The organism is Candidatus Bathyarchaeia archaeon (assembly GCA_035935655.1).
Lineage (GTDB): Archaea > Thermoproteota > Bathyarchaeia > 40CM-2-53-6 > 40CM-2-53-6 > 40CM-2-53-6.
Map to the genome: position 1 here is coordinate 18,958 of DASYWW010000062.1, position 20,065 is coordinate 39,022.

Genomic DNA, 20,065 nt, shown 5'->3' on the forward strand with positions numbered 1-20,065 from the left:
TTTGAGAGACGTAACTTCTTGGAAACGCATTTACAAACCATTTCGGTTTAATCTGATAACGATTGTTCCTCTAAGCAAAGAAGACTATCGGGACGCTCCCGTGTGGGAGTCTTTTGCCGACGGAAGCAACATTGCGGCTAACTATGACGGTATGCGTCACATCTTCGCGGATATTGATACTCTTCGACCTAACCGTCGAATGCGTAGAATTCTGAAGCGAACTTTGTCATGGAGAACTCCCAAAGGGTTCTGTGCCGTTTTCTCGGGACCACTTGAGAAACGATTCTATGACGCAATCTACGCCGTGCGCTGTGCGGACTTAGTGAAGGATAAGAAGGGAAAATGGCTCTGGGGCGAAATTGACCGAGACGATTTGCGCTTCGGTCTTCGACTTCGGAAGAAATTGATTGCGCTCGGTCTTACTGACCAGTTGGCTTTGCATGGAATTTTCAAAGACCTCGACAACTTGACCTACGTTCTCATTCCACCTTCTATTACTTGTAAATTCAATGGTTGGAAAGGTCAACATGTCAGAAAGCACACGTCACAAATTTCTTACTGTAATCAGTCACCGAATTCTGACCATAGACACGTCTTAGTCGCTCGACGCTTCTACAACTACACAGCGGACTTGATGTCGGTAAATGAATTTCTGAGATTAGTGTTGCGCTAATGTCAACTTCAGAGCTTCCTTTGGGTTGGTTCGAAAAGGTTATGCAGATTGCTCGGGAGAAAGGCACGCCGCTTAGTTCTCGCTCGCAAATCGGCAAAGTTGTTGCTCAAACACTGCCCGCGAGTCGTTGTGTTCGCAAGATTCTGATTGACAAAGTGCTTGAAACTTTAGGGCGAGAGCGAGTGTAGGATATGGCTCCAAGACTCCCAACTAACAACGGTTCTTACACCGACAACAATCTGAACTTCATCTATGGTTGTCGAAAAGTTGACGCTGAAGGTGGTTGTAAGCACTGCTACATCTCTCGATTTTGGGAGCACTACAAAGACCAAATGCATGAAGTCGGAGCCACCACAGCTTTCGACGGGAAATTCATAGAGTTCAATGAAGAGTTGCGACTAAGTGATTGTGATTCTCAGCCCGACAACTCGGTTCACTTTGTCAATGGACTAAGCGATACTTTTGCAGAATTCGTTTCTGATGAACAGCGAAATCGTTGGTTCGGATATTTGAAGGATAGACCATTTTTCCAGTTTATGCTTTGCACGAAGCGCACTGGAATGATGTGGCTCTATTTTTCAAAGCACAAAGTTCCAGGGAACGTTTGGGTTGGAACATCAATATGCAGAAAGAAAGACTTGTTCCGTCTTCCAATACTCAAGAAGATAGATGCTAAGGTTCGTTGGATTTCTTTCGAACCACTACTCGAAGATTTAGGTGAAGTAGACTTGAGTGGTATCTCTTTCATTTGTCTTGGTGGTGAAACAGAACCGAGACACAATTATCGACCGTTTGATGTCGAATGGGGAAAATCTATGCTTCTGAATGCTCGACGCTCTGGCACGAAGTTTTGGTATGATGGTGGCAACGGAACCAACGATTCGAGAAATGGAGCGTTATATTCTGAGCACTATCCAGATAGCGGAGTGCTACCGCAGGAGCGTTTCGAAGACTATCCCCGATATGTCGGTGATTCTGTGGCTCTTCGAAGAACACTTCACAAAGCGTTCAGTTTCCTACGAGACAATCCAACACAGCAAACTCTCGTAGGTTTGAGTGATTGAGTCTTTCTATCTTTCCTGAAAAAGACGAAAATGAAGAAGAAGTCTCGATACGGGAACAGTTCAATCCAGATTATCGCATTGCTAAAGCAATCGACCGGTCGAATCTTGTCAAACGTGCGAAAGAAAATCTTGAGAACATGATTGAGCACTACTATCGACAGATAGAGAAAGCCAAAGAAAATTCTTCGCTCGGTTTCAGTCAGACAACTTACGAAATGGACCAATCACGAGTTGCAATCTGGTTCTACAGAAACGTTGAGGATTGGATTCGATTGATGGTTGGTTGGGACGCGGCAGCTTTTTGGAGTCACATGATTTTTCGTGGTGTCTTCGAAGAGATGCAAAGTCTTGGTTTTCGACCAATGCGACCTTCTGACTGGTGGACACCGAAACAGAAAAGGCAATTCAGAAAGAAAAAGTTGGGTCTCTTGAGTGATATTGCGAATGCGAATCCTGATTGGTTGAAACCTGAAGAGAAATTGGAAATGATGTCACTCGTTCTCGCTCAAAAAAGGGACAAAAGGTCTGACTGGACCTATTTCTTCTACGGTTTTCGGGATTACTTCGGTCGTCGGGAATGGACCATCCGATACTCGCACAATTGGGCTTTTCAGTGGCTCTATGCGGGCGACGAGGAGTGGAGACAGGCATTCGGTGAAGTTCTTGCAGAATACACGGAACTTGCATGCATGGTAATCATTTCTGACTTGGAGACAGGCGTCTTCGAGCAGAACATGGAAGGTCTTGACATGGAAAACGAGATTCGTGCTTCGTTAATTTACAATCGTGTGAAGACAGAGATGAGGAACATTGACGCAAGAAGAATCATGGCGGGGGAGGAAACTCTGTTCAATCTACCGATTTTCGGAATCTGATGTCAGAACTCGAACCTGAAATCGAACTCGAAGTCGAGATGGACGAACCACTTGACCTTACCAAGAACGTTGACCTGCAAATCAGGTTCGGTCGCTTTTTCGGTCCGAGTGGTCGAGGAAAAACTCTGTTCATGGTTGGAGAAATCTATGCGGCTTGCATCGCATACGGAGCAAACCTCATCATAACAAATCTCAAACTCTTCAATCCACCCAAAGGTGTCGAAGTGTTTCAGAGCGGTGACATTCGAGTAATCATGGAGCGAATGGAACTTGCTTTCGAACGTGGTGAAGTCTTCGTTGTAGGAATTGACGAACTCGACAAGTCGGTGAACTCTCGTGCAAGCAAATCAAACTTCAACTTGTGGGTTGTGCGTCTTGCAGGAGATGCGAGAAAATCTGGTTGTCGAGCACTTTACTACTCCGCACAACCGAGAAAAGGCGTCGATTCGCTAATCAGAGCCAACGATTCGTTCGTAATTCTGCCTCGACATCTTTGTGACATTAACGATTGTCCTATGGCTTACTTGTGGCGTGACCCTGAAGCGTTCGAGAACGACTTCTTGCGGGGTGAAGAAAACTATCGTGACGCAATCACCTACGCTTCAATGTTCAAACTCGACTTCTTGCGGACTGGCTACGATACGAAACAGAAAATTATCTTGGCTCTCGACCCTACAATTCCTGAATCTGATGCTCCAGGACTAACGAAGAAGTTCTTGGACTGGTGTGCGGAGAAGAAAGTCGAACTTCCTGGTGAATCTTCTACTAACGTCATGAAGTTCATGTCACGCTGGAACTCTGCAACGTTTCTAATTCCTTACAGCAAGAAAGGACTCGACGTTATCTATACTGAACTGCTCCGTCTCGGAGCATTGAAGTTCGAAGCACCTGAAACTCCCGAGCCTAAAGCGGTTTCTAATCCACAGAAAACTCTTCTGAAATGTGTGAAGTGTGGTAACGAATGGCGTTCTCGCGTTGCAACTCCGAAGAAGTGTCCTCAGTGCCAATCAGCGAAGTGGAATGACTCTTTGGGAGAGCAGAAATGAGCAGTCCATTCAAGAAAGAAACTACTTGGCGAACTAATCGTCGAACTAAGAAACCCTTTCCAAATCCACTCGGGAGTGATTTAGACCGTGGTGCTTCGAGACAGGAAAAAGTTGATGCTCCTACAGAAAGTTCTGCTTCTTCCTACTCCGATTTTTTCTTCTGTGAAGTGTGCGAGCAAAATAAATCTGGTTCACACTACACTGTTTCGGGACATCTTTGCTGTCGAGAATGTATGTCCGACTACAAATCGGGCAGAATGCAAGCCGAAGCAGATTACGCACGAGCGCAAGAACTAATGACGTATTCAACTTCTTCGACGGGAGATTCAGAGCACACCCACATGGGAATTTGTTCTGTTTGCAATGCTCCACACCAACGAAATCTTTGCAGTGACGGACATAATGCCTGCTATAGTTGTCGTCCACCTGGTTGTAGGTTCAGAAGATGAACACGTGGGAATGTCCTCGTTGTTCCGTTGTGATTGAATTCCTTGGTAAGGACTACTCGAAGATTCAACAACACGTGTCTTCGCACTCTTCAGAAGCAGAACTTGAAGCACGAAAGCAAGAGTTCGACCTGAAATATTTCGGCAAAACGCTTAGTTAAGATGAATCCAACTGACTGCAATCTCGTTGAGTGGCTTAATGCTGAAGTGCGAGACTATCTTGCTTCAAAGTCCGAAGACTTGGACCACTTAGGGATTTACACACTTCCTGTCTTTTGGTGTGAAGACGAACGTGGTTACTTTGAACACTTTTCTACGCTTCCACGAATCGACTATCAACGACTCAAACGGTTGGAGCGTCGGCAACGAATGTTTCAGTTTGCTGTCTCAGTCTACTTTGTTGCGCTTGCAATCATCATTTGCGTTACAGGAAAAATCTAAAGTTTGCAACGAGATTCTCAACCAAAACACTATCAACAATGTGACCGTTCAAGCTGTTATCACTGCTCTGTTTGTGATGAGCCTCTTCTTCACTGCTCTAACAAGGGTATCGAGATAGCAAGCACTTGTGTCAACTTGTCTTGTAAAAACTTTGGAATCCGTGAAGACTTCGGACTTTGTTTCTTTAGAGATTTCTGGGAAGAGACAATGAAGGTTTGACAGCTAAAGATTTGACTGACTTTACTACGATTGGTTCTCCCTCGCACTGACTCTTATTTCTCGGTCTGAACTTACTCTTCGTCTGACTCCTCGACATCTTCGCCTTCTCTGTAACGTCTTGCACGGTCAGAGAGGTCGTGCGTCTTCTCGTGACGCTCCAGGACTTCTTTGTTCTTAGTTGTGAAATCGCAACCAAGATACTCGAACTTACAGTAAAGTGTCGGATTCCCGCGTCGAAAGCGTGAATCAGATTCGAGACACTCTTCGCAAAGTTTCAAAGGCGTTCCTGTGTAATAATTGTAACCGTTCTTCAACTCCGCAAACTTCTTACAGTTAGCGCATTGCTCTTCGATTTGCGGAACTTCTATCTCTCTATCTTTGTCTTGGTAGCGTCTCTCTCCGCTCTCTCCCGCATACGGATTCCGAATTCTTGGATAACTGTCTCTCGAACCTTTCGTTCTACCTGGACCACGAGGTCTTCCGTTCTCAATCAGAAACCAGAAGTTACCGAACCATGATACTGTTACGATTTTCTTGTGGTGTCTATGATATCGTTTCTTCCACTGCTCTCGTCGGTAAGCTTTCCACTTCTCGTATTCTTGTTTCGCAACGACTTGAAGTTTCCAAAATACAGGGTCAGCGAGACGTTTCTTCCCAACTTCTTCGAAGAACAACTTCGGATTGCTGACACCATTCCAACCTTCGACTTCGAAGAGTTCATTCCAATACTTGAAGCGATTCCAAAAGCGATTGTGTTTGTCCCACTTTCCCTGCAGAGGGTTGAAGCTTTTGAATGGGTCACGGGTGAAGTCCTTCGGACTAACGTCATGGGTTCCTTCTCTTCCGAGATACAAACCAGAAACCCATGCGCTCTGTTTCTCGACGTTGCGAAAGAGATAGGCTAACTCTTCGAGTTGAACGAACTCCCAGAACTCAAGTGCTGGAACAATTGTCTTGGGAGAAGTTCGAAATGCCACAAGTTTCTTCTGGAGTTCTCGGTATCTTGTGATGAGAGCCAGAATCTTTGCTTTCTCTGTCTCGTAATCGACCGCTCCTTTTCGAAGTTTCTTCTTGAGTTCTGCTAAGATAGCCTGAGTTCGAAGGTCGAGAACTTCTTCTATCGGCTGAACAGCTTGAAGGTCTTCCTGAGTTGCAACTTTAGCAATCTGTGCTGTCATTGTTCCTCGCTTTCCGAATTGTCGGACTTGTCTTCGAGTAGTTTGTCGATTTCTTGCCTCGTTAGTTCAGCAATCTTCCCTTTCATTCCTGTGCGAGCCAAACTTTTCAGTAGTTCAGGTGTCAGCAGTCCGTTCGCTTCAAGAATCGTAAGCAGTAACTCGTTCTGTTTTCTTGCGATAGGGTCTACAACTTCTTTCACAACTTCGACTTTCGGTTCACCACGCTTCGTAATCAGATTCAGTCTCGGTCGAAGTTTTCGGAATAGTTCTCGGATACCGTTCTCTCCGTCGGCAGTCCACGGAGACTTGTCATACTTGAGAGGGTCTACAGTGTGACCGAGACAGAACTCTCCATAGTTTCTTTCTCTCTCTTTCAGTTCGAGATTTCCGAGCAACGTTTGAAGTGTGTCTCTTCCCATTTCGTGAATCCGTAATCTCTCAGGATTCTCGATTCCTGACTCTTTCCGCAAGTCACGAATCTGTTCCTGTGCTCTGTGGTCACTCATGGGCTTGCCTCGTGTAGTGACAAAGAGCGAATCGTCTTTCGTAAGCGGTCTTCCGAGTTGGCTCTCTCGCTCTTCTAACAGGTCAGCGAGAGCGTCGATTTGGTCGTCCACAAGCATAGTGTAGAATTTGACATTGCGCTTCTTTCGAATCAGGTAACTGTTCTTGTCTCCTTTCGGAATTCTGACAGGCTCGATTTCCTCTTTCCAACGAATCTCAGGTGTCCGAGACTTGAGAACTTCGTAGATACTGAACCACTTCCGATTTAGGTCGAGGAATTCACCTGCTCCAAGTCCTGACAGAATTGTCAGAACGAGTGCTTTGTCTCGTTTGCTCTTGGTAGAGTTCACGAGTTGCCGAATTTCGTCGTAATCTACCGTGGTAGTGTCGGATTCGGCAGGCTCTCCGTTCTCTTTCTCTTCGACAGTCTCGTAAGTGAACTTGTAGTTGCGAGCGTTCTGTCTTCCTATCTTTAGTTCGAGAAACGATTGAACAGCCGCAACGTAACCCCGACGTGTGCGAGAATCCCATTCAGAATGAGAAAGAACCCACTCTTCAACTTCCTTAGCCCAGGCGGTTTGAGTCTCGAAGTCTCGTTCACCCTGAGCCTTCTTGACCGAATCAACCCAATCCGAGAATGCTCCGAACTTCCTGCTCAGGACATCAGCCCAATATGTGCGGAGTGCTCCGAGATACTTCCGAGCGGTCCCTGTCTTCTTCTTGGTAAGTAGAACTTGGAGAACGGGATTGTCCTTAGTCCACTGTTGCACGTCTACTTTGACGTTCCCGTGTCCCGACGGGAATCTGTGTGCGGTCACTTTGGAACACTCCAAAGCGTCTCTCGCTTCGCTCTCCGTCTCAGTAACTCGTGGACAATCTTTTCGTGTCGGTGCTGCGGACTCGCTCCGACGTAGATTACTTTCTCGACTTTCGCTCGAAGACTCTTTGCAACTTCACTCGATGCGGTATCAAGGTAGCAATACCAACAGATTCCTTCGTAAGGCAGTAAGTCAACTGAACTCGTGACTTCTGCGCAAAGAGCGCAACGTTCACGAGGCATTAGGCAACACTCCCTAAGACCTGACCGACGAAGAACCCTGTAACCGCTCTGAGTCCGAGTGGTGAGAAGACTCGGAACACTACGTTTAGAAATCTCGTTGATTCCATAGGAAAAATGCTACAAGAACCCTTAATTCCACTGGAAGCCGGCTCGCAGAAAACCGGACCGATTCAGGACTTGTCACAGCAAGGATTAGATCTCATCTTCGAAAGGGTCCTTTCAGGAGGAGAAGTCTTTCGCGACAGAAATCTCCTCAGGCACGACTACATGCCCGCGACCCTTCCCCACAGGGAAGAACAGATCAAACGGCTAGGATCTGTACTCGCTCCCGCCCTAACAAAGGATCACGTGTCGAACCTGTTCGCCTACGGCAAGACTGGAACAGGAAAAACAATAGTCACTAGATTTGTCCTCGACCGGTTGCAACGCAAGGCTCGCGAACATGGGCGAGCTCTCGACACGTGCTACGTCAATTGCCGACTTGCCGGGACAAACTATAGGGTAATCGCTGATCTCTGCAGGTCTCTCGGCCGCGAGGTTCCATTTACCGGACTCGCCGTAGGCGAGCTCTTGGACCGGTTCAGAAGCGCGCTCCAGTCACGTGGCTCCGCCTTCCTTGTCGTCCTCGACGAGATAGACGCGCTCGTGAAGAGGAGCGAAGACGACAGCCTGCTCTATGAGCTGACAAGGATAAACGAGAAGCTGACAGATGGCTGGATCGGGCTCATAGGAATCTCCAACGATCTCCACTTCAAAGACTTCCTCGACCCGAGAGTCCTGAGCTCGCTTGGAGAGGAAGAGGTCGTCTTCAAACCATACTCATCAGACGAACTATTCGACATTCTAAAAGAGCGAGCCGAGCTCGCCTTCCGCTCCGGAATCCTAGATCAAGGAGCCCTGCGCCTGTGTGCAGCCCTGGCCGCAGGAGAACATGGTGACGCTCGTCGCGCGCTTGACCTGCTGAGGGTGGCCGCTGAGATTGCTGAGAGATCACGCGAGCTACGCGTCCTAGAGAATCATGTCCGTGAAGCACAACAGAAGGTCGAGCATGACCGCGTCACAGAAGCCCTGTCATCCCTCCCCCTCCACTCTAGAATCCTTCTAATCTCGGTCATGCAACTGGAGAATGCTAGGAAAGAGAGTTCTGTTACAGGTGACGTGTACGAGGTATATCGAGAAATATGCGCTGCCGGCTCCGTCGAACCTCTCACCCAGAGAAGAGTCAGTGGATTGCTCAACGAGCTGGATATTATGGGCGTCCTAAACGCGCGCGTAGTAAGCTTTGGCAGGTATGGTCGTACAAAGAAGATCCGGCTAGGCGTCGAAGCCCGGTCAGTAACTGCGTCCTTCAACCAAGACGAGATGGTTCGAGGACTCCTCAATTATGCTCCGCGAAGCGTCCTCAAACACCAAACCAGCCTCTAGATGCATTGGCATAGATGATGGCCCGTTTCCACCGGAAACGGATGACACGATCAGGTATGCTCCTCTCCTAGCCGTCTGGTTGAAAGGACCTCATCTACACCAATTCAGAGCCGGCTGGATTACAGTGGACGGACTGGATGCAACCAGAAAGGCTGAGCATCTCCTCAAAGGGTCCACGCATACTCCTGTCTTACTGTCCGGCGTAACATTCGGAGGGTTCAATCTCATCGACCCATGGAAGATCCAGAAACTATGCAAAGCACCAGTAATCGTGGTTGTCGGTTCTCGGCCTGATAACAGGGCTGTGAAGCGCGCCCTGACTCGACACTTTCCCGATTGGAAGCGGAGATGGGACTTGATCAGGTCACTCGGCCCAATACAAAGGGTCAGGGCGATGATCGGCGAGGGTCCATTGTTCTTTGAACGGTTCGGATGTTCAACTCGAGAGGCTAGATTGATCCTGAAGACCTCGGCGTTCGTTTCGCGAGTCCCTGAACCGTTGCGGGTTGCGGGAGTTCTTGCTAGAGGTCTGTTCTTTTCCGAACCCTCTGGCTAGCTACTAGGTTACAGGAGGCTTTAGTCGTCCCGTTGAGGTTGCTGTGGACAGTCAACGGAATAATTCATGGATTTTGGATTGGGAGAGTTTTGCATGACTGGAAAAAAGGCCGCCAGAGAGAACCAGTTGAATGATTATTTCCGCAGACGTTGTTGCAATTACGAGAACTTCACTTGTGACCGTGTCTGGGAATGCGCGTTGTGTGCACGTCAGTCCGTGAAAGTTGAGCCGCTAATGGACGAGATGGAGTCGACTACAGTGGCTTCTCGGAGGAGGTGAGTTGACTGGAGACTTTGAGACAGGAAGAGGTTGTACGGCTTGAAGAGGCTCTTCTGAAGAAGATGGAAGAGAGGCTCACTCCTCTGATGGAGCAGGCTGCACGAGACGCGGCGCGAACGGCAATGCAAAGACTGCGGCTGGACATGATGGCTCACATCAGTAGACATGAGGAAACTATACAGAGGCTAGCGAAAGAGGCACTAGCCGCAAATCACGTTCCAAGATAGCTGCCTGTTTCCTACCCTCATACCGGATGGATGCAAGTCTGCCTAGTCGTTACTAGGTGCGCCTCAGCGGTTCTATGCCATTCGGTGGGAGAAGATCTGGTTCTTTCTAGGCGTTCTTGCATGTTGGGCAAAGCGGAATCTTGTTGACAATTCCCTTTGTCACAACGCAGTCTGTGCAAAGGTGCTTGCGGCAGGAACTGCAAGTTCTCTCATGCGCAGAGCAAACTGTCCCACCACAGACTTCGCATATCGCCTTGGACTTGAGGTCGCAAAGTGAACACTTCTGAGTATCATCCCAGATCATCTTTCCAGTAGCAGCCTGGATGATCTTGCGATAGGACTTACCCGCGGCAAGCATCTCCACGGTCACAATCGGAACATGCAGCAGTTGAACTCCGGTTACGGTTGCTTCGTCATGACCGCTGACCGCCTCCTTTGCCTTAGCTCGAATCATCTCCTCAGTTACCCCGGCAGGCGCAACTGTCACAGTGTTCTTCATTTCGAGTTCCGGAGGCAGTTTCGGCATGGATCCTGTTGATGGCTCTATCTCGAGGCAGTCGACAAAGAACCCTGTCGACGGGAGGTTTTCTACATGTCCCTCGAAGAGCAATGCGTCGCAGGCGCGACCATCAACCCCGTCAAACACGAGAACTCCAACGGCGAGTTTTTTCCGTCCATCATCAATCTGGAAGCTGGCAAAAAAATACGGTCGAAACTCAAGCCTCGGCATGGAAGAGAGCTTTAGGAACGTACCGTTTACCAGACCATGAGCCAAGATACGGGATGCGACAGCCCTCGCGACAGGTAGTGTCCCAGGGACCTTATGCCTCTCCGGTGCCTTGATGCTCTCAACTCTTTCCTTGAGTTTGGCTAGATCCCAAAGCTCGACGCCAAGCTTGCGAGCCATGAACTCCGCGTTCCCCGCGAACCCTTTTGGGGAAACGTAGATTCCGCTCTGAATGCCTAGACTCTTCAGGCGGGCCGCGAACTTCTCAACCTCTCGGCCATCGACCTGACTAGTGCCTTCCCAGCACTCAAATGCGACTTTCTGGATTTTCTTGCCTTTTTTTCTGGATGCGAGAATGTCTACAAAATAGCTTCGCGAATCCCCAGTCTGCGCATTCTTTTCAACCTCAAAACCCTCGACCCGACAGACGTCACAGACCATGTCCACTACAAAGTTGCCTGACTCGGCTCTTGCGTTCGTGGTCATGTGGGACCCGCGTGTATTCAATTTGAAGGTGCCAAAATTGTGGAATAAGCATGGTGTAACTATCACGGTCGTTGAGCGTGGGCAAGCAAGACTCAATAGCAATGGATACAAAACCGTATCCATGGGTAATCTGTACCCTCCAATGGATTGGCACGAAGGAACCCGCTCGGTTATCGACGAAACCCTTCGAGATCGAATACTACTCGCGCTGTTGCAACGCAGCAACCTCACTAAAGCGCAGTTCGAAACGCTTCTCGTAGACCAGTTGGGTCATGATATGGCGAATAAACGCCTAACAAGGAATGATATGGCTCAATTACGCCGAGATCAGAAGGGAATAAGCCGCGGATCCTTCAATAGAACCCTAAAGCAAGCGAGGGAAAATGTTGTGGAAGCAATTCACACTGTTCTTCTGCTCGGCTACTGCGGGATGACGGAGTCGCCAAGTATCGCTCCATTCTTGGAGGCCTCAGAACGTCTTAAGGGGCAGACCTCTCAGCTCCGAGAATCCGCCCAGAACGAACCAGAAGTCTATCAAAGAACCGTGGACTCCATAATTGAGGACCTCGAGCAAGCCTTCAAAGCACTTTTCGGAAGAAATCGTGACATGTGACGTCACGTGAGTGATTAGATTATCACACCTATCACATCTATCACTTACGAAGCGGGTGGGGCAGAATTTGTTCGAGGGGCAAGAGTAAGTGTAACCGGCCTCGTCATGTGCTTGACGTCATAATGCAACGGGGGAGTCACGTCTCCATCACTTGTGATAGAGCTATGGAGGTGTCCCACCTCACAATCGTTAGTGTTAAATGGGTTCGCTGAGCATACCGTGACGTCACACGTTCGACAGGTGTGATGTCACAAAGATGTTTGGCGTCGGGAAACGAGAGGAGAAAAGAACGGCCAAGAACTCGATTGAGAACCAGGATATTGCAAAGCTCTTCTTCGACACTTTTTCAGACAAACTCAGCTCTTTTGAATCACGCTTGAAGAACCTGGTCTTTGAAGTTGAAAGGCTCAGGGCTTCGGGCGATCAGTCCAAGCTATCCGATCTTGTATTGCTGGAGCGTCTGCAGAGAACGGAAGAGCGTCTCGGCGAATCACTAAGTTGGATCAAACAGCTCGCAGATGCAGTCCCTCGTCCTCCAACGCTGGATCCGGCGAAGAACGAAATGGTTGAAGATGAGCCTGAGCTGGTAAGATCCGACCAACAGGTGCCCGTGAATCAACCTGCGGCTCTCACTGACCCTTCAATGGTACAGCCCGGCTCTTTGAACTCGATAACAACGCCAACCGAGCTTCAAGTGCTTACCCTTCTCGCCAACGAGGGCCCTAAGTCCGCACCAGAGATAGGGAGGTTTGTAGGGCGTTCCAGGGAGCATACTGCTCGTTTGATGAAGAAACTCTTTGATGAGGGATACGTTCGGCGGGACCAGACTCGAATCCCGTTTCGATACTCCACCGTAGAACGTGTCAAGCAGAGTTTCACGAGGTCTGAAGGGAAGAATCAGGGGCAAGAGATTGTTTCTGCAAATCAAGCTTGACACGGTACGCCAAACCTAACTTTTCCTGTTCTCTCTCAAGAACTCCCCTATCTGCTAGTCTCATTAGATACGTGGATACTGTGCTCAATGGGATCTTTTCCCTGAAAGTGGCTTCAAACGCCTTTCTCGCTTCACGTGAGCTGAAGCTTCTGCCTTTCAGCTGGGATACTATCGCGCTGGTTAATCGGTCGAATTTTCGCGGGGAGAGCCCCAGGGTTGTCGCAGATGATTGCGGGGTTCCGGACATCAACTCGACGAGATCCAATATTCTGCCCACTTTCTCCCTCGTTACGGGACCGTCAATGGCGATCGAGTGTCGGGCCCCGTCAGTGTCGTAGAATTCTACCTTCAATCGCCGTGGTCTCATGCTTGTTTCCTCAGCAAACCGTTGAGTTCACAGTTCGCTGTTCACATGTAGAAAAGGCTCACGCATCATCCTCCATGTTAGGAGTAGACTTGGCGTCCAATCGATCCTGACATGTTCCATAGGTTCCAGTGGAAATGAAGGGGTCCTAGAACGAATTCACAGGTAGTGAAGCGATTATGGGGGCAAGAGCGGGAAACAATCGCAGTATGAGCCTTTGTTTTGGCCGAGAATTGCCCCCATCTAGGGGATGTGAAGGAGGCTCAAGAACTTGAGGTACTTGGAGTGCCGGCAGGTTTGTCGGGTTCCGTTTGCGCGCTTGCGGGTGGCAGAGTGTTTTGCGGCTCTGCTGGCGTGTTAACCCAGGGCTCCGTTCTCTTCTTTCGATGTCTCGTGACTAGTTTCATTGTTTCAATGATTGGGGTGAGGAGAAGAGGGAGAAGCAAGAGATACGAGTAGGGTTGAAGATCATTGAACGTTCTTGTGAACTGCGTCCAGGGACCACTTGATGATGAGATCAAGGGTTTGTCTGTGACAACTGTGTATCGGATTTGTGTTCCGTTTGGTGCTTGCCAAACAAATTCTGCGGATGCCGGTGATAGAACATACGTTCCACTGCTTTCCGTTGTTGCTGTATAGCTGAGAGATTGTGTTTGGCCTGGAGTGAGGCTGGCGAACCGGCTGGTTTGCAAGCCACTAGGCGAGAGCTGGAGCGTCTTCTGATACGCAGATGGTGCTTGATCATCGGTCACATTGAGATTTGTGACGGTGACATTGTCGAAGTTCTGGATCATAGCGACGACGTTATGGCTAGTCCCCAGAGGTCCACTAGATGGATTCGCGGTTTTCTGTAGGGTTATGTTCGGGGCGAACGGATACGTGAAGTTCGCCACAAAGTCTGCCCTCGCTGTAGCGGTGGCGTTGTACATGTATGTCGAAGTGAAATTATTGTAGATTGGATTGGAAGGCGGTATCTGGCCGAGCGGGCTGTAGAGAACCGTTCCTCGCTGAAATGAAATGGAGACGATGGAGGCGTTTGAATTGGTATCGCCAGCGATTCCGGTCTGGAATCCAAGGAGTGATTTCAAGCTCAGATAGTGTTGTCCGGCTTTGTAGAATACTCTTGGAAACTGGGAGTTTAGGAGGAAGCTGAAGGCTCGGGTTGGTGTCTTGTTGAGAGCTGTTGGGAGGCTTATCGTCGCGAGGCCTAACGCTGCGAGGTAATGTAGGTTTTGGAAGGTCGCTGGGTTGATGAGTGTAGAGAAGCTTGAGCTGGGTAGAATTCCGAGGACTCGTGTTAACGCGTCGTTGTTTGTGAGTTCGGGGGTTGGTGCGTAGATTGTGACGGTGCCTTGGCCCGAAGGTATAGCAAGGGCTTTGGTGAAGGAGACGCTCAGGGCGCGGAAGAACTGGGCTGCGACATTATCTGACTCTCCGCGAGGGTCTCCCGTGTAATAGGTGATCAGTGCAGGCTGAGAGAATAGTCCAAGGATGAAGCTTGGAATTCCCAGGCTGGAGCCTGTGTCGAGGGATTGTGAGTAGTTGTTGTCGATTATGAAGATTGAGAAGTTGTTCCCTGCGTAATTGTTGTCGAGAACGAGGCCTTTGCTTGAAAGATCGAGGTTTATCATTCGTAGGCTGGCGCTGGGGGCGCCTAACATGTCCATTCCGATCGCCAGGTTCTGTTGGTATGGTCCGCCTGGTGGAGCTTGTATGATTGTTGAGGGCCGCGTTGTGTCTGGAATTGGGATGAAGAGGAGGATTGTGAGTATGAGTAGGAGGATTCCCTTCTTTGGGATGTTGGGATTGCCTGTGCCCGGTTGCAGGACGGTTTTCTTTGTCTTTATCATTCTCCAGAATGTCTTGAGGATGAACGCATCTCCTTGCCAGAAGAGGGATGCTGCGCGACCTGATATCGTGGCTGTGGCGAAGACGAGGCCTGCGTTTCTCATCATTGTCAGTACGATGTCTTGAATGACCATCGGGCTTGTTGGGGATGAGCCTTGTAGGAGGATGGGGATGATGTCACCTGCTACGGGTCCTGTGGTGGCACTCATGATCGAGAAGCCCGGAGGTGGAGGAGGAATATTCGGGAGAGATGACAAGCTGACGTTTTGGTAGATTGCGAGAGCTGCGAGTCCTAGTGCTCCGAGGGTTGACAGGAACACTGTCATGCCCACTAGGAAGCCGCGTCTGATTTTTCCGCCGGCGATTAGCCCGCCTAGGAATCCTGCGAATGTCCAGAGGTAGAGTACTGGTGGATAGGTTAGCGGGTTGGTGAAGATGAGGAAGAGGGCTACGATCATAGTGTTGAAGTGAACACCGAAAACTGGGGAGAGCCAGTCGCTTACTTCTCTAAGGCCTGGTGATAGTTGCGTGTAGCCGATGTAGAGGACGAGGAGGTATGCCGCGATCCATCCGAGGTATCGGCCGAGAAACATTCCCTCGCTCGGATGTGGAAGGAGGTAGACTGTTTTCGGATCGTCGGGGGTTCGTTTGACCAAGACGTCGCCGATCCGGGTGTAGAGGTAGATGTAGAAGATTCCCGGGAGGAGTCCACCGATTATGAATCCTAGGATGGCGGTGGTGAATGTGGAGCTGCGGGCTTTTTCGAACTGTCTCTCCGCGATCTCTTCTCTTATCAGGCTGCCTTTGCGTGAGACGATGACGGAACCGATTGCAAGGACGATTAGGGCGACTGGAATTGTCTGGTGGGCTTGTATTCCTGGGACCCACGTGGGCAGGGTAGCTATGATTAGGGTGGTGAACAGTATTCCGAGGGCGCGGGCAATGCTGATGGAGACTTGGGCTATGGTGGCGGCCCGCCGAATCTCCTTCGGAGCGTCCTTCAAGGCCATGTAGGGCATAGGCTGGGCCACGCGTCCCTCATCTCGGAAAAACAGTTCTTGGAACTGGCGAAGAAAGGGGTTCTGATACCCTAGTTAGTCGTTCAGAAGCGCTGGCCAAGCAGGTTTTGGCACGGTTTCACGAAGGGCTGGGCACGGGAAAAATCGACCCCCCGGGGGCCTATGAAAAAGAATGCTTGGACAATAGTTAGCCGAAAAGAAAAGTTGGAGGAAAAAATCGTTAGCGGGAATGAAAATGCGCTATTTTGAGCTTGATGCTTCCTTCCATGTCGATCCGCAGTAGCGGCAGTCATGGTATCTGAAAGCAGCATTGGACTCGGGTCCGGTAAAGATGCATGGGCTTATGCTTCCGCATATTGGACAAGTATGGCTCAGGTCTACCGCCTCAATGTCGGCGTACTTGTTTCCAAGCGTCTGGTGCTCAGTGCATGGTCGATGCGTTGCTTGTAAATGGATGCCGGGTATGCGCCTATGAGACTGTCCTTGACGGTTCCGTTCTCGAAAAGCATGCTCGTCGGGATACTCATGATGTCATATTTCATGGACAGTTGCTGATTCTCGTCCACGTTGATCTTGACGAACTTGACTTTGCCTTCGTACTCTTGTGATAGTGCTTCAATTGTGGGGGCGATCATGTTGCAGGGCCCGCACCAGTCAGCATAGAAATCGACAAACACCGGAGTATCTGATTGGAGAACCGTGGAATCGAAATCGGTCTCGTTTACCTGAATGACCTTTCCCTTACCGGCTTCTTGTGTGTTCATACCCTTTGGATCCAGCTGTTGTAATATAAACGTATTGATGAATGTCTATATGTGTTTCATAGACAGGATCGGCGATTGAGAATCGCAATCGAACTCATAGATACATATCGACATGTTAATACGCACGCTCGCCCCTCAAATAGAGTAATGAAGCTCGCAACAGAGGAATTTGACAGGATCAGCAAAGCGCTGGCGGACCCCCAGCGACGCGAGATACTTCAGAAACTTGTCGCAAGACGGATGAATTGTTCAGATGTTCATGCGATGTTCAATGTTTCTCAGCCGACTGTGTCCCATCATCTCAAGGAGCTGGCCGTCGCGGGCATATTGGATAAGGAGAAGCAAGGTCAATTCTGCTTCTACCAGGTTAAGGCGGAGGTCTTGTCAGCTTACGTGACGGAGTTACAGAGACGGTTGGGCCTGGGAGCGATCGCGGTTGCTCCAAGGCTGAAGTAAGAGCGTACATAGACGTTCATCAATACGTTTATATGATTACTCCACACATAGCGGGGCATGTCGGAACATTCAGAGCATCACGAATCTTTACACCTGACAGTCGTGCAGGAATCAGGCAAGAATTACAATTCATTCCTCCGGAAGAGGAAGATCACAGATGAGAAGCGGTCGTTCTTTTCCTCATTGAGGAAATTTTTCACTGAAGAGTTAGAACCGAACAGGCAGCAGCATCCACACACTGCGGACGCTGCAGGGTTCAACTAAGAATCCAGACTCTATTGAGTGAACCGAGATGGAACAGGTAACAATTCAGAGGAGCGAAGACCCTCAACCTGGAGTCTCCAATCTCACTAGGTCTAGATCCCGACTAATTCTTGTATTGATTATAGCCGCAGGATTCCTAGACGTTATCGACTTCTCTATTGTCCAAGTGGCACTGCCCACGATACGGACGGAACTGATGATTTCTCTCGCAGAAAGCCAGTGGATCATAGGAGCGTACGGACTCACATTGGCCGGCTTCCTCTTGCTCAGCGGTAGAGCAGGCGACATCTACGGACAAAAGAAACTCTTCGTCTTTGGCGTCGGACTGTTTACAATTGCATCGTTTACTGGAGGATTAGCCCCATCCCTTCTCTCGCTGATCATATCTAGGGCTGTTCAAGGCGTAGGCGCTGCCATCTCCACCGCTACAGCCTTCGCGATTCTAGTAACAACCTTCTCTGAGGGAAGAGAAAGAAATCGCGCACTAGGCATTTTCGTCGCAGTATTATCTGCAGGCTTCGCCGCAGGATCTATCTCCGGAGGAGTCCTCACCGCCGCGTTCGGCTGGAGGTCCGTCCTTTTCGTCAACGTCCCTATTGGCATTGTCGCGGCTGTTCTCTCCCAGAAATTTCTAGTAAATCACCCCGGACGCGCAAAAGATAGGCATCTGGATCTTCCTGGCGCTCTGTCAGTAACGAGTGGGCTTGTCTTGCTTGTGTACGCGCTGACAAACGCTGCGACCGATGGCTTCGTGTCAGTTCAGACGATTCTGCCCCTCGGACTCTCTGCCCTAATACTGGCAGGGTTTCTAGCCATAGAGCATCGTTCCGAGTCGCCGCTCATGCCACTGGTTTTCCTCCGACGCGGCACCGTATTTACCGCGAACGTCCTAGCCCTGTTACTGACAGCAACTGCCGGAGGAGTAGTCTTCATACTGACCACCTTTCTTCAGCAAGTATCAGGCTACTCTGCACTAGATGCTGGCCTTGAATTTGTTCCTGCAGCAATGATCTTCTTCTTTGTGGGAGGCTGGGGCTCATCACGACTCGTAAACCGTTTCGGGTTGAAACCCGTCTTGGTAACTTCGATGGTTCTGATCACTTTGGGTTCTGCCCTGCTAACCCAGATCACGGTCAACAGTGGCTATGTCGGCATACTACCGGGCATGCTTATCTGGTCGCTTGGGGCCGCCATTGGATTTCCCGCACTGAACATCGCTGCGCTCGCAGGAACGAGGCCGGGAGAAGAAGGCCTTGCTTCCGGAATAATCGGTACTTCTCAACGCATAGGCTTTCCACTCGGACTCGCGATTCTGCTTACCATTGCAACTGTTACGGACCCCCCGCCGGTTGGACCCGCGAGCCAGCTAGGCATGTTGACAGGGGTCGTGACGGGATTCCAATACGCCTTCTTCGCCTCCACAATAATTAGCGGGATCGGACTCTTGATTGCCCTGCGCGTCAAGAACGTTAGGGTGAGAACTAATCTACCGATCGCGATCAGCTAACCAGAGTCAATTTGCATCGAACTGAGGTGCGCCAGTTCTAGCTTTGGTATAGAATATTGGAGACATAATCCACGAAGGAATTATCGCACAATCCTTCCGAGCTTTGATGAACGCCCATAAACAAAAACGAAAACTGGGTTTCAGCACGAATATGAGCCGGAGAAGCCGGCCATGTCAGATCTTTTCATCTTACTAGGAATAACAATATTGTGGGAAAGACTATGAACGAGCACGAGAGACGTTAGAATGAGCTTCGTTGTCCTCGCCCACGCGCTCTCTGAGCTTCATTGTAACAGCCGCGGGCTTGACCTATTTCATTCTGTTCGCATCGGTTCAGATAGTTACCGACTGGATTAGTGGCAACGTACCATTCTACGACTACATTCACATACCGTTCATGATTCTCTTCGCTCTCTCTATCTTGGCGACTTGGGCCAAGCCAAAGGTCGGCTACATCATGGGAGTGATATCTGGCGTTGTGGGTATTGCTGTGCTTTCTCCTTTTACCTTCGTTAAGGGTGTTTCAAGCCCAGCAGACTTTGGTCTCTTTTTCTATGCGATTACGATTTTTCCGATTATGCTGGCCGCAGCGTTGTATTCGCTGATGGCCTTCATGGATCTGAGAAAGTCGAGTAGGCCGATTTCTTTGAATCGTATGTACTTGCGACGACTCATCATCATCTTGATCCTCGGTTTCATGATTGGTGGCGTGACTGTTGGCTCATTGGCCGCGGGGACGGAAAACCCGCTTCTCGCGTCAGCAAGCAGTAATGCTGACATCACGATTCCTCGCGGAGCAGCGGTCCAGGGCAACACTGCCTACAGTCCAGGTAACTTCACTGTCTCAGCAGGAAAGACTGTAATCTGGGTGAACAAGGACACAACTGTGCATACCGTAACTAGCGTGAGTGGATCATTTGATTCCTTGAACCTCAACCCGGGACAAACATATGGCCACGCGTTCGCTCAAAGTGGCGTTTACAAGTACTATTGCACGCTTCATCCGTGGATGAAGGGAAATGTCACGGTCACTCCCTAACCTCGGGCTGGGACGAAGTAAGTACTCGATCATCCAGGCAAGAGTGGCAAG

At 49.5% G+C, this 20,065-nt stretch carries 19 protein-coding genes; 13 read left to right on the forward strand and 6 right to left on the reverse strand.

Annotation, left to right across the window (positions count from 1 at the left end):
• The first annotated feature begins 1 nt into the window (after position 1).
• The 5 genes from VGS11_11880 to VGS11_11900 all read left to right on the forward strand — a co-directional run bounded on the left by VGS11_11880 (position 2) and on the right by VGS11_11900 (position 4,545).
• Positions 2–673: a hypothetical protein gene (locus VGS11_11880; GenBank protein ID HEV2120784.1), complete on the forward strand. Its 672-nt coding sequence runs from the start codon at positions 2–4 to the stop codon at positions 671–673.
• Between the two features lie 191 nt (positions 674–864).
• The gene (locus tag VGS11_11885) at positions 865–1,737 is read left to right on the forward strand and encodes a DUF5131 family protein (GenBank protein HEV2120785.1); all 873 of its coding nucleotides are present in this window, start codon (positions 865–867) and stop codon (positions 1,735–1,737) included.
• The gene (locus VGS11_11890) at positions 1,734–2,612 is read left to right on the forward strand and encodes a hypothetical protein (protein HEV2120786.1); all 879 of its coding nucleotides are present in this window, start codon (positions 1,734–1,736) and stop codon (positions 2,610–2,612) included. The genes VGS11_11885 and VGS11_11890 overlap by 4 nt, the downstream gene beginning before the upstream one ends.
• On the forward strand, positions 2,612–3,658 hold the full coding sequence (locus VGS11_11895) for a zinc-ribbon domain-containing protein (protein HEV2120787.1): 1,047 nt from the start codon (positions 2,612–2,614) through the stop codon (positions 3,656–3,658). Before VGS11_11890 ends, VGS11_11895 begins: the two co-directional genes overlap by 1 nt.
• A gap of 608 nt (positions 3,659–4,266) precedes the next feature.
• Positions 4,267–4,545, forward strand: coding sequence for a hypothetical protein (locus tag VGS11_11900; protein HEV2120788.1), 279 nt, complete (start codon positions 4,267–4,269; stop codon positions 4,543–4,545).
• Between the two features lie 290 nt (positions 4,546–4,835).
• On the opposite strand, the gene VGS11_11905 is transcribed toward VGS11_11900, so the two are convergent.
• Together VGS11_11905 and VGS11_11910 are read right to left on the reverse strand one after the other, a co-directional pair.
• Positions 4,836–5,942 (reverse strand): hypothetical protein, encoded by a 1,107-nt coding sequence (locus tag VGS11_11905; GenBank protein HEV2120789.1) that lies wholly within the window; start codon positions 5,940–5,942, stop codon positions 4,836–4,838.
• Positions 5,939–7,264, reverse strand: a complete 1,326-nt coding sequence (locus tag VGS11_11910; protein HEV2120790.1) for a tyrosine-type recombinase/integrase — start codon at positions 7,262–7,264, stop codon at positions 5,939–5,941. The genes VGS11_11905 and VGS11_11910 overlap by 4 nt, the downstream gene beginning before the upstream one ends.
• A 419-nt stretch (positions 7,265–7,683) precedes the next feature.
• Between VGS11_11910 and VGS11_11915 the strand changes: the two genes are divergently transcribed.
• The 3 genes from VGS11_11915 to VGS11_11925 all read left to right on the forward strand — a co-directional run bounded on the left by VGS11_11915 (position 7,684) and on the right by VGS11_11925 (position 9,993).
• Entirely contained in the window at positions 7,684–8,931 is a 1,248-nt protein-coding gene (locus VGS11_11915) for an orc1/cdc6 family replication initiation protein (GenBank protein HEV2120791.1), read from the forward strand.
• Positions 8,891–9,487, forward strand: a complete 597-nt coding sequence (locus VGS11_11920; GenBank protein ID HEV2120792.1) for a DUF99 family protein — start codon at positions 8,891–8,893, stop codon at positions 9,485–9,487. Before VGS11_11915 ends, VGS11_11920 begins: the two co-directional genes overlap by 41 nt.
• Before the next feature lie 293 nt (positions 9,488–9,780).
• A complete protein-coding gene (locus tag VGS11_11925) occupies positions 9,781–9,993 on the forward strand; it encodes a hypothetical protein (GenBank protein ID HEV2120793.1) in 213 nt (70 codons plus the stop codon).
• Between the two features lie 106 nt (positions 9,994–10,099).
• On the opposite strand, the gene VGS11_11930 is transcribed toward VGS11_11925, so the two are convergent.
• Entirely contained in the window at positions 10,100–11,227 is a 1,128-nt protein-coding gene (locus VGS11_11930) for a restriction endonuclease (protein HEV2120794.1), read from the reverse strand.
• A gap of 16 nt (positions 11,228–11,243) precedes the next feature.
• Here VGS11_11930 and VGS11_11935 point away from each other — a divergent pair, with 16 nt between their 5' ends.
• Together VGS11_11935 and VGS11_11940 are read left to right on the forward strand one after the other, a co-directional pair.
• The gene (locus VGS11_11935; GenBank protein ID HEV2120795.1) at positions 11,244–11,819 is read left to right on the forward strand and encodes a hypothetical protein; all 576 of its coding nucleotides are present in this window, start codon (positions 11,244–11,246) and stop codon (positions 11,817–11,819) included.
• A 256-nt stretch (positions 11,820–12,075) separates the two neighbouring features.
• A complete protein-coding gene (locus VGS11_11940; protein HEV2120796.1) occupies positions 12,076–12,753 on the forward strand; it encodes a MarR family transcriptional regulator in 678 nt (225 codons plus the stop codon).
• On the opposite strand, the gene VGS11_11945 is transcribed toward VGS11_11940, so the two are convergent.
• The 3 genes from VGS11_11945 to trxA all read right to left on the reverse strand — a co-directional run bounded on the left by VGS11_11945 (position 12,695) and on the right by trxA (position 16,748).
• Complete coding sequence (locus VGS11_11945) at positions 12,695–13,120, reverse strand: hypothetical protein (GenBank protein ID HEV2120797.1); 426 nt, start codon at positions 13,118–13,120, stop codon at positions 12,695–12,697. The two genes, VGS11_11940 and VGS11_11945, sit on opposite strands and share 59 nt — an antisense overlap.
• Before the next feature lie 260 nt (positions 13,121–13,380).
• On the reverse strand, positions 13,381–15,996 hold the full coding sequence (locus tag VGS11_11950; protein HEV2120798.1) for a hypothetical protein: 2,616 nt from the start codon (positions 15,994–15,996) through the stop codon (positions 13,381–13,383).
• Between the two features lie 365 nt (positions 15,997–16,361).
• Positions 16,362–16,748 (reverse strand): thioredoxin, encoded by a 387-nt coding sequence (trxA, locus tag VGS11_11955; protein HEV2120799.1) that lies wholly within the window; start codon positions 16,746–16,748, stop codon positions 16,362–16,364.
• 147 nt (positions 16,749–16,895) lie between these two features.
• Here trxA and VGS11_11960 point away from each other — a divergent pair, with 147 nt between their 5' ends.
• From VGS11_11960 to VGS11_11970, 3 genes are all read left to right on the forward strand, one after another.
• A complete protein-coding gene (locus VGS11_11960) occupies positions 16,896–17,204 on the forward strand; it encodes a metalloregulator ArsR/SmtB family transcription factor (GenBank protein ID HEV2120800.1) in 309 nt (102 codons plus the stop codon).
• Between the two features lie 292 nt (positions 17,205–17,496).
• Positions 17,497–18,975 carry an MFS transporter gene (locus VGS11_11965; GenBank protein HEV2120801.1) on the forward strand — a complete coding sequence of 493 codons (1,479 nt, stop codon included), beginning with the start codon at positions 17,497–17,499 and terminating at the stop codon, positions 18,973–18,975.
• A 256-nt stretch (positions 18,976–19,231) separates the two neighbouring features.
• Positions 19,232–20,014, forward strand: coding sequence for a plastocyanin/azurin family copper-binding protein (locus VGS11_11970; protein ID HEV2120802.1), 783 nt, complete (start codon positions 19,232–19,234; stop codon positions 20,012–20,014).
• Positions 20,015–20,065: the final 51 nt, after the last annotated feature.

Coding starts and splice junctions, on each gene's coding strand:
- VGS11_11965 (HEV2120801.1), top strand. CDS start 17,497: ATGGAACAGGTAACAATTCAGAGGAGCGAAGACCCTCAACCTGGAGTC.
- VGS11_11920 (HEV2120792.1), top strand. CDS start 8,891: ATGCTCCGCGAAGCGTCCTCAAACACCAAACCAGCCTCTAGATGCATT.
- VGS11_11885 (HEV2120785.1), top strand. CDS start 865: ATGGCTCCAAGACTCCCAACTAACAACGGTTCTTACACCGACAACAAT.
- VGS11_11940 (HEV2120796.1), top strand. CDS start 12,076: ATGTTTGGCGTCGGGAAACGAGAGGAGAAAAGAACGGCCAAGAACTCG.
- VGS11_11960 (HEV2120800.1), top strand. CDS start 16,896: ATGAAGCTCGCAACAGAGGAATTTGACAGGATCAGCAAAGCGCTGGCG.
- VGS11_11900 (HEV2120788.1), top strand. CDS start 4,267: ATGAATCCAACTGACTGCAATCTCGTTGAGTGGCTTAATGCTGAAGTG.
- VGS11_11945 (HEV2120797.1), bottom strand. CDS start 13,120: ATGAGACCACGGCGATTGAAGGTAGAATTCTACGACACTGACGGGGCC.
- VGS11_11905 (HEV2120789.1), bottom strand. CDS start 5,942: ATGACAGCACAGATTGCTAAAGTTGCAACTCAGGAAGACCTTCAAGCT.
- trxA (HEV2120799.1), bottom strand. CDS start 16,748: ATGAACACACAAGAAGCCGGTAAGGGAAAGGTCATTCAGGTAAACGAG.
- VGS11_11895 (HEV2120787.1), top strand. CDS start 2,612: ATGTCAGAACTCGAACCTGAAATCGAACTCGAAGTCGAGATGGACGAA.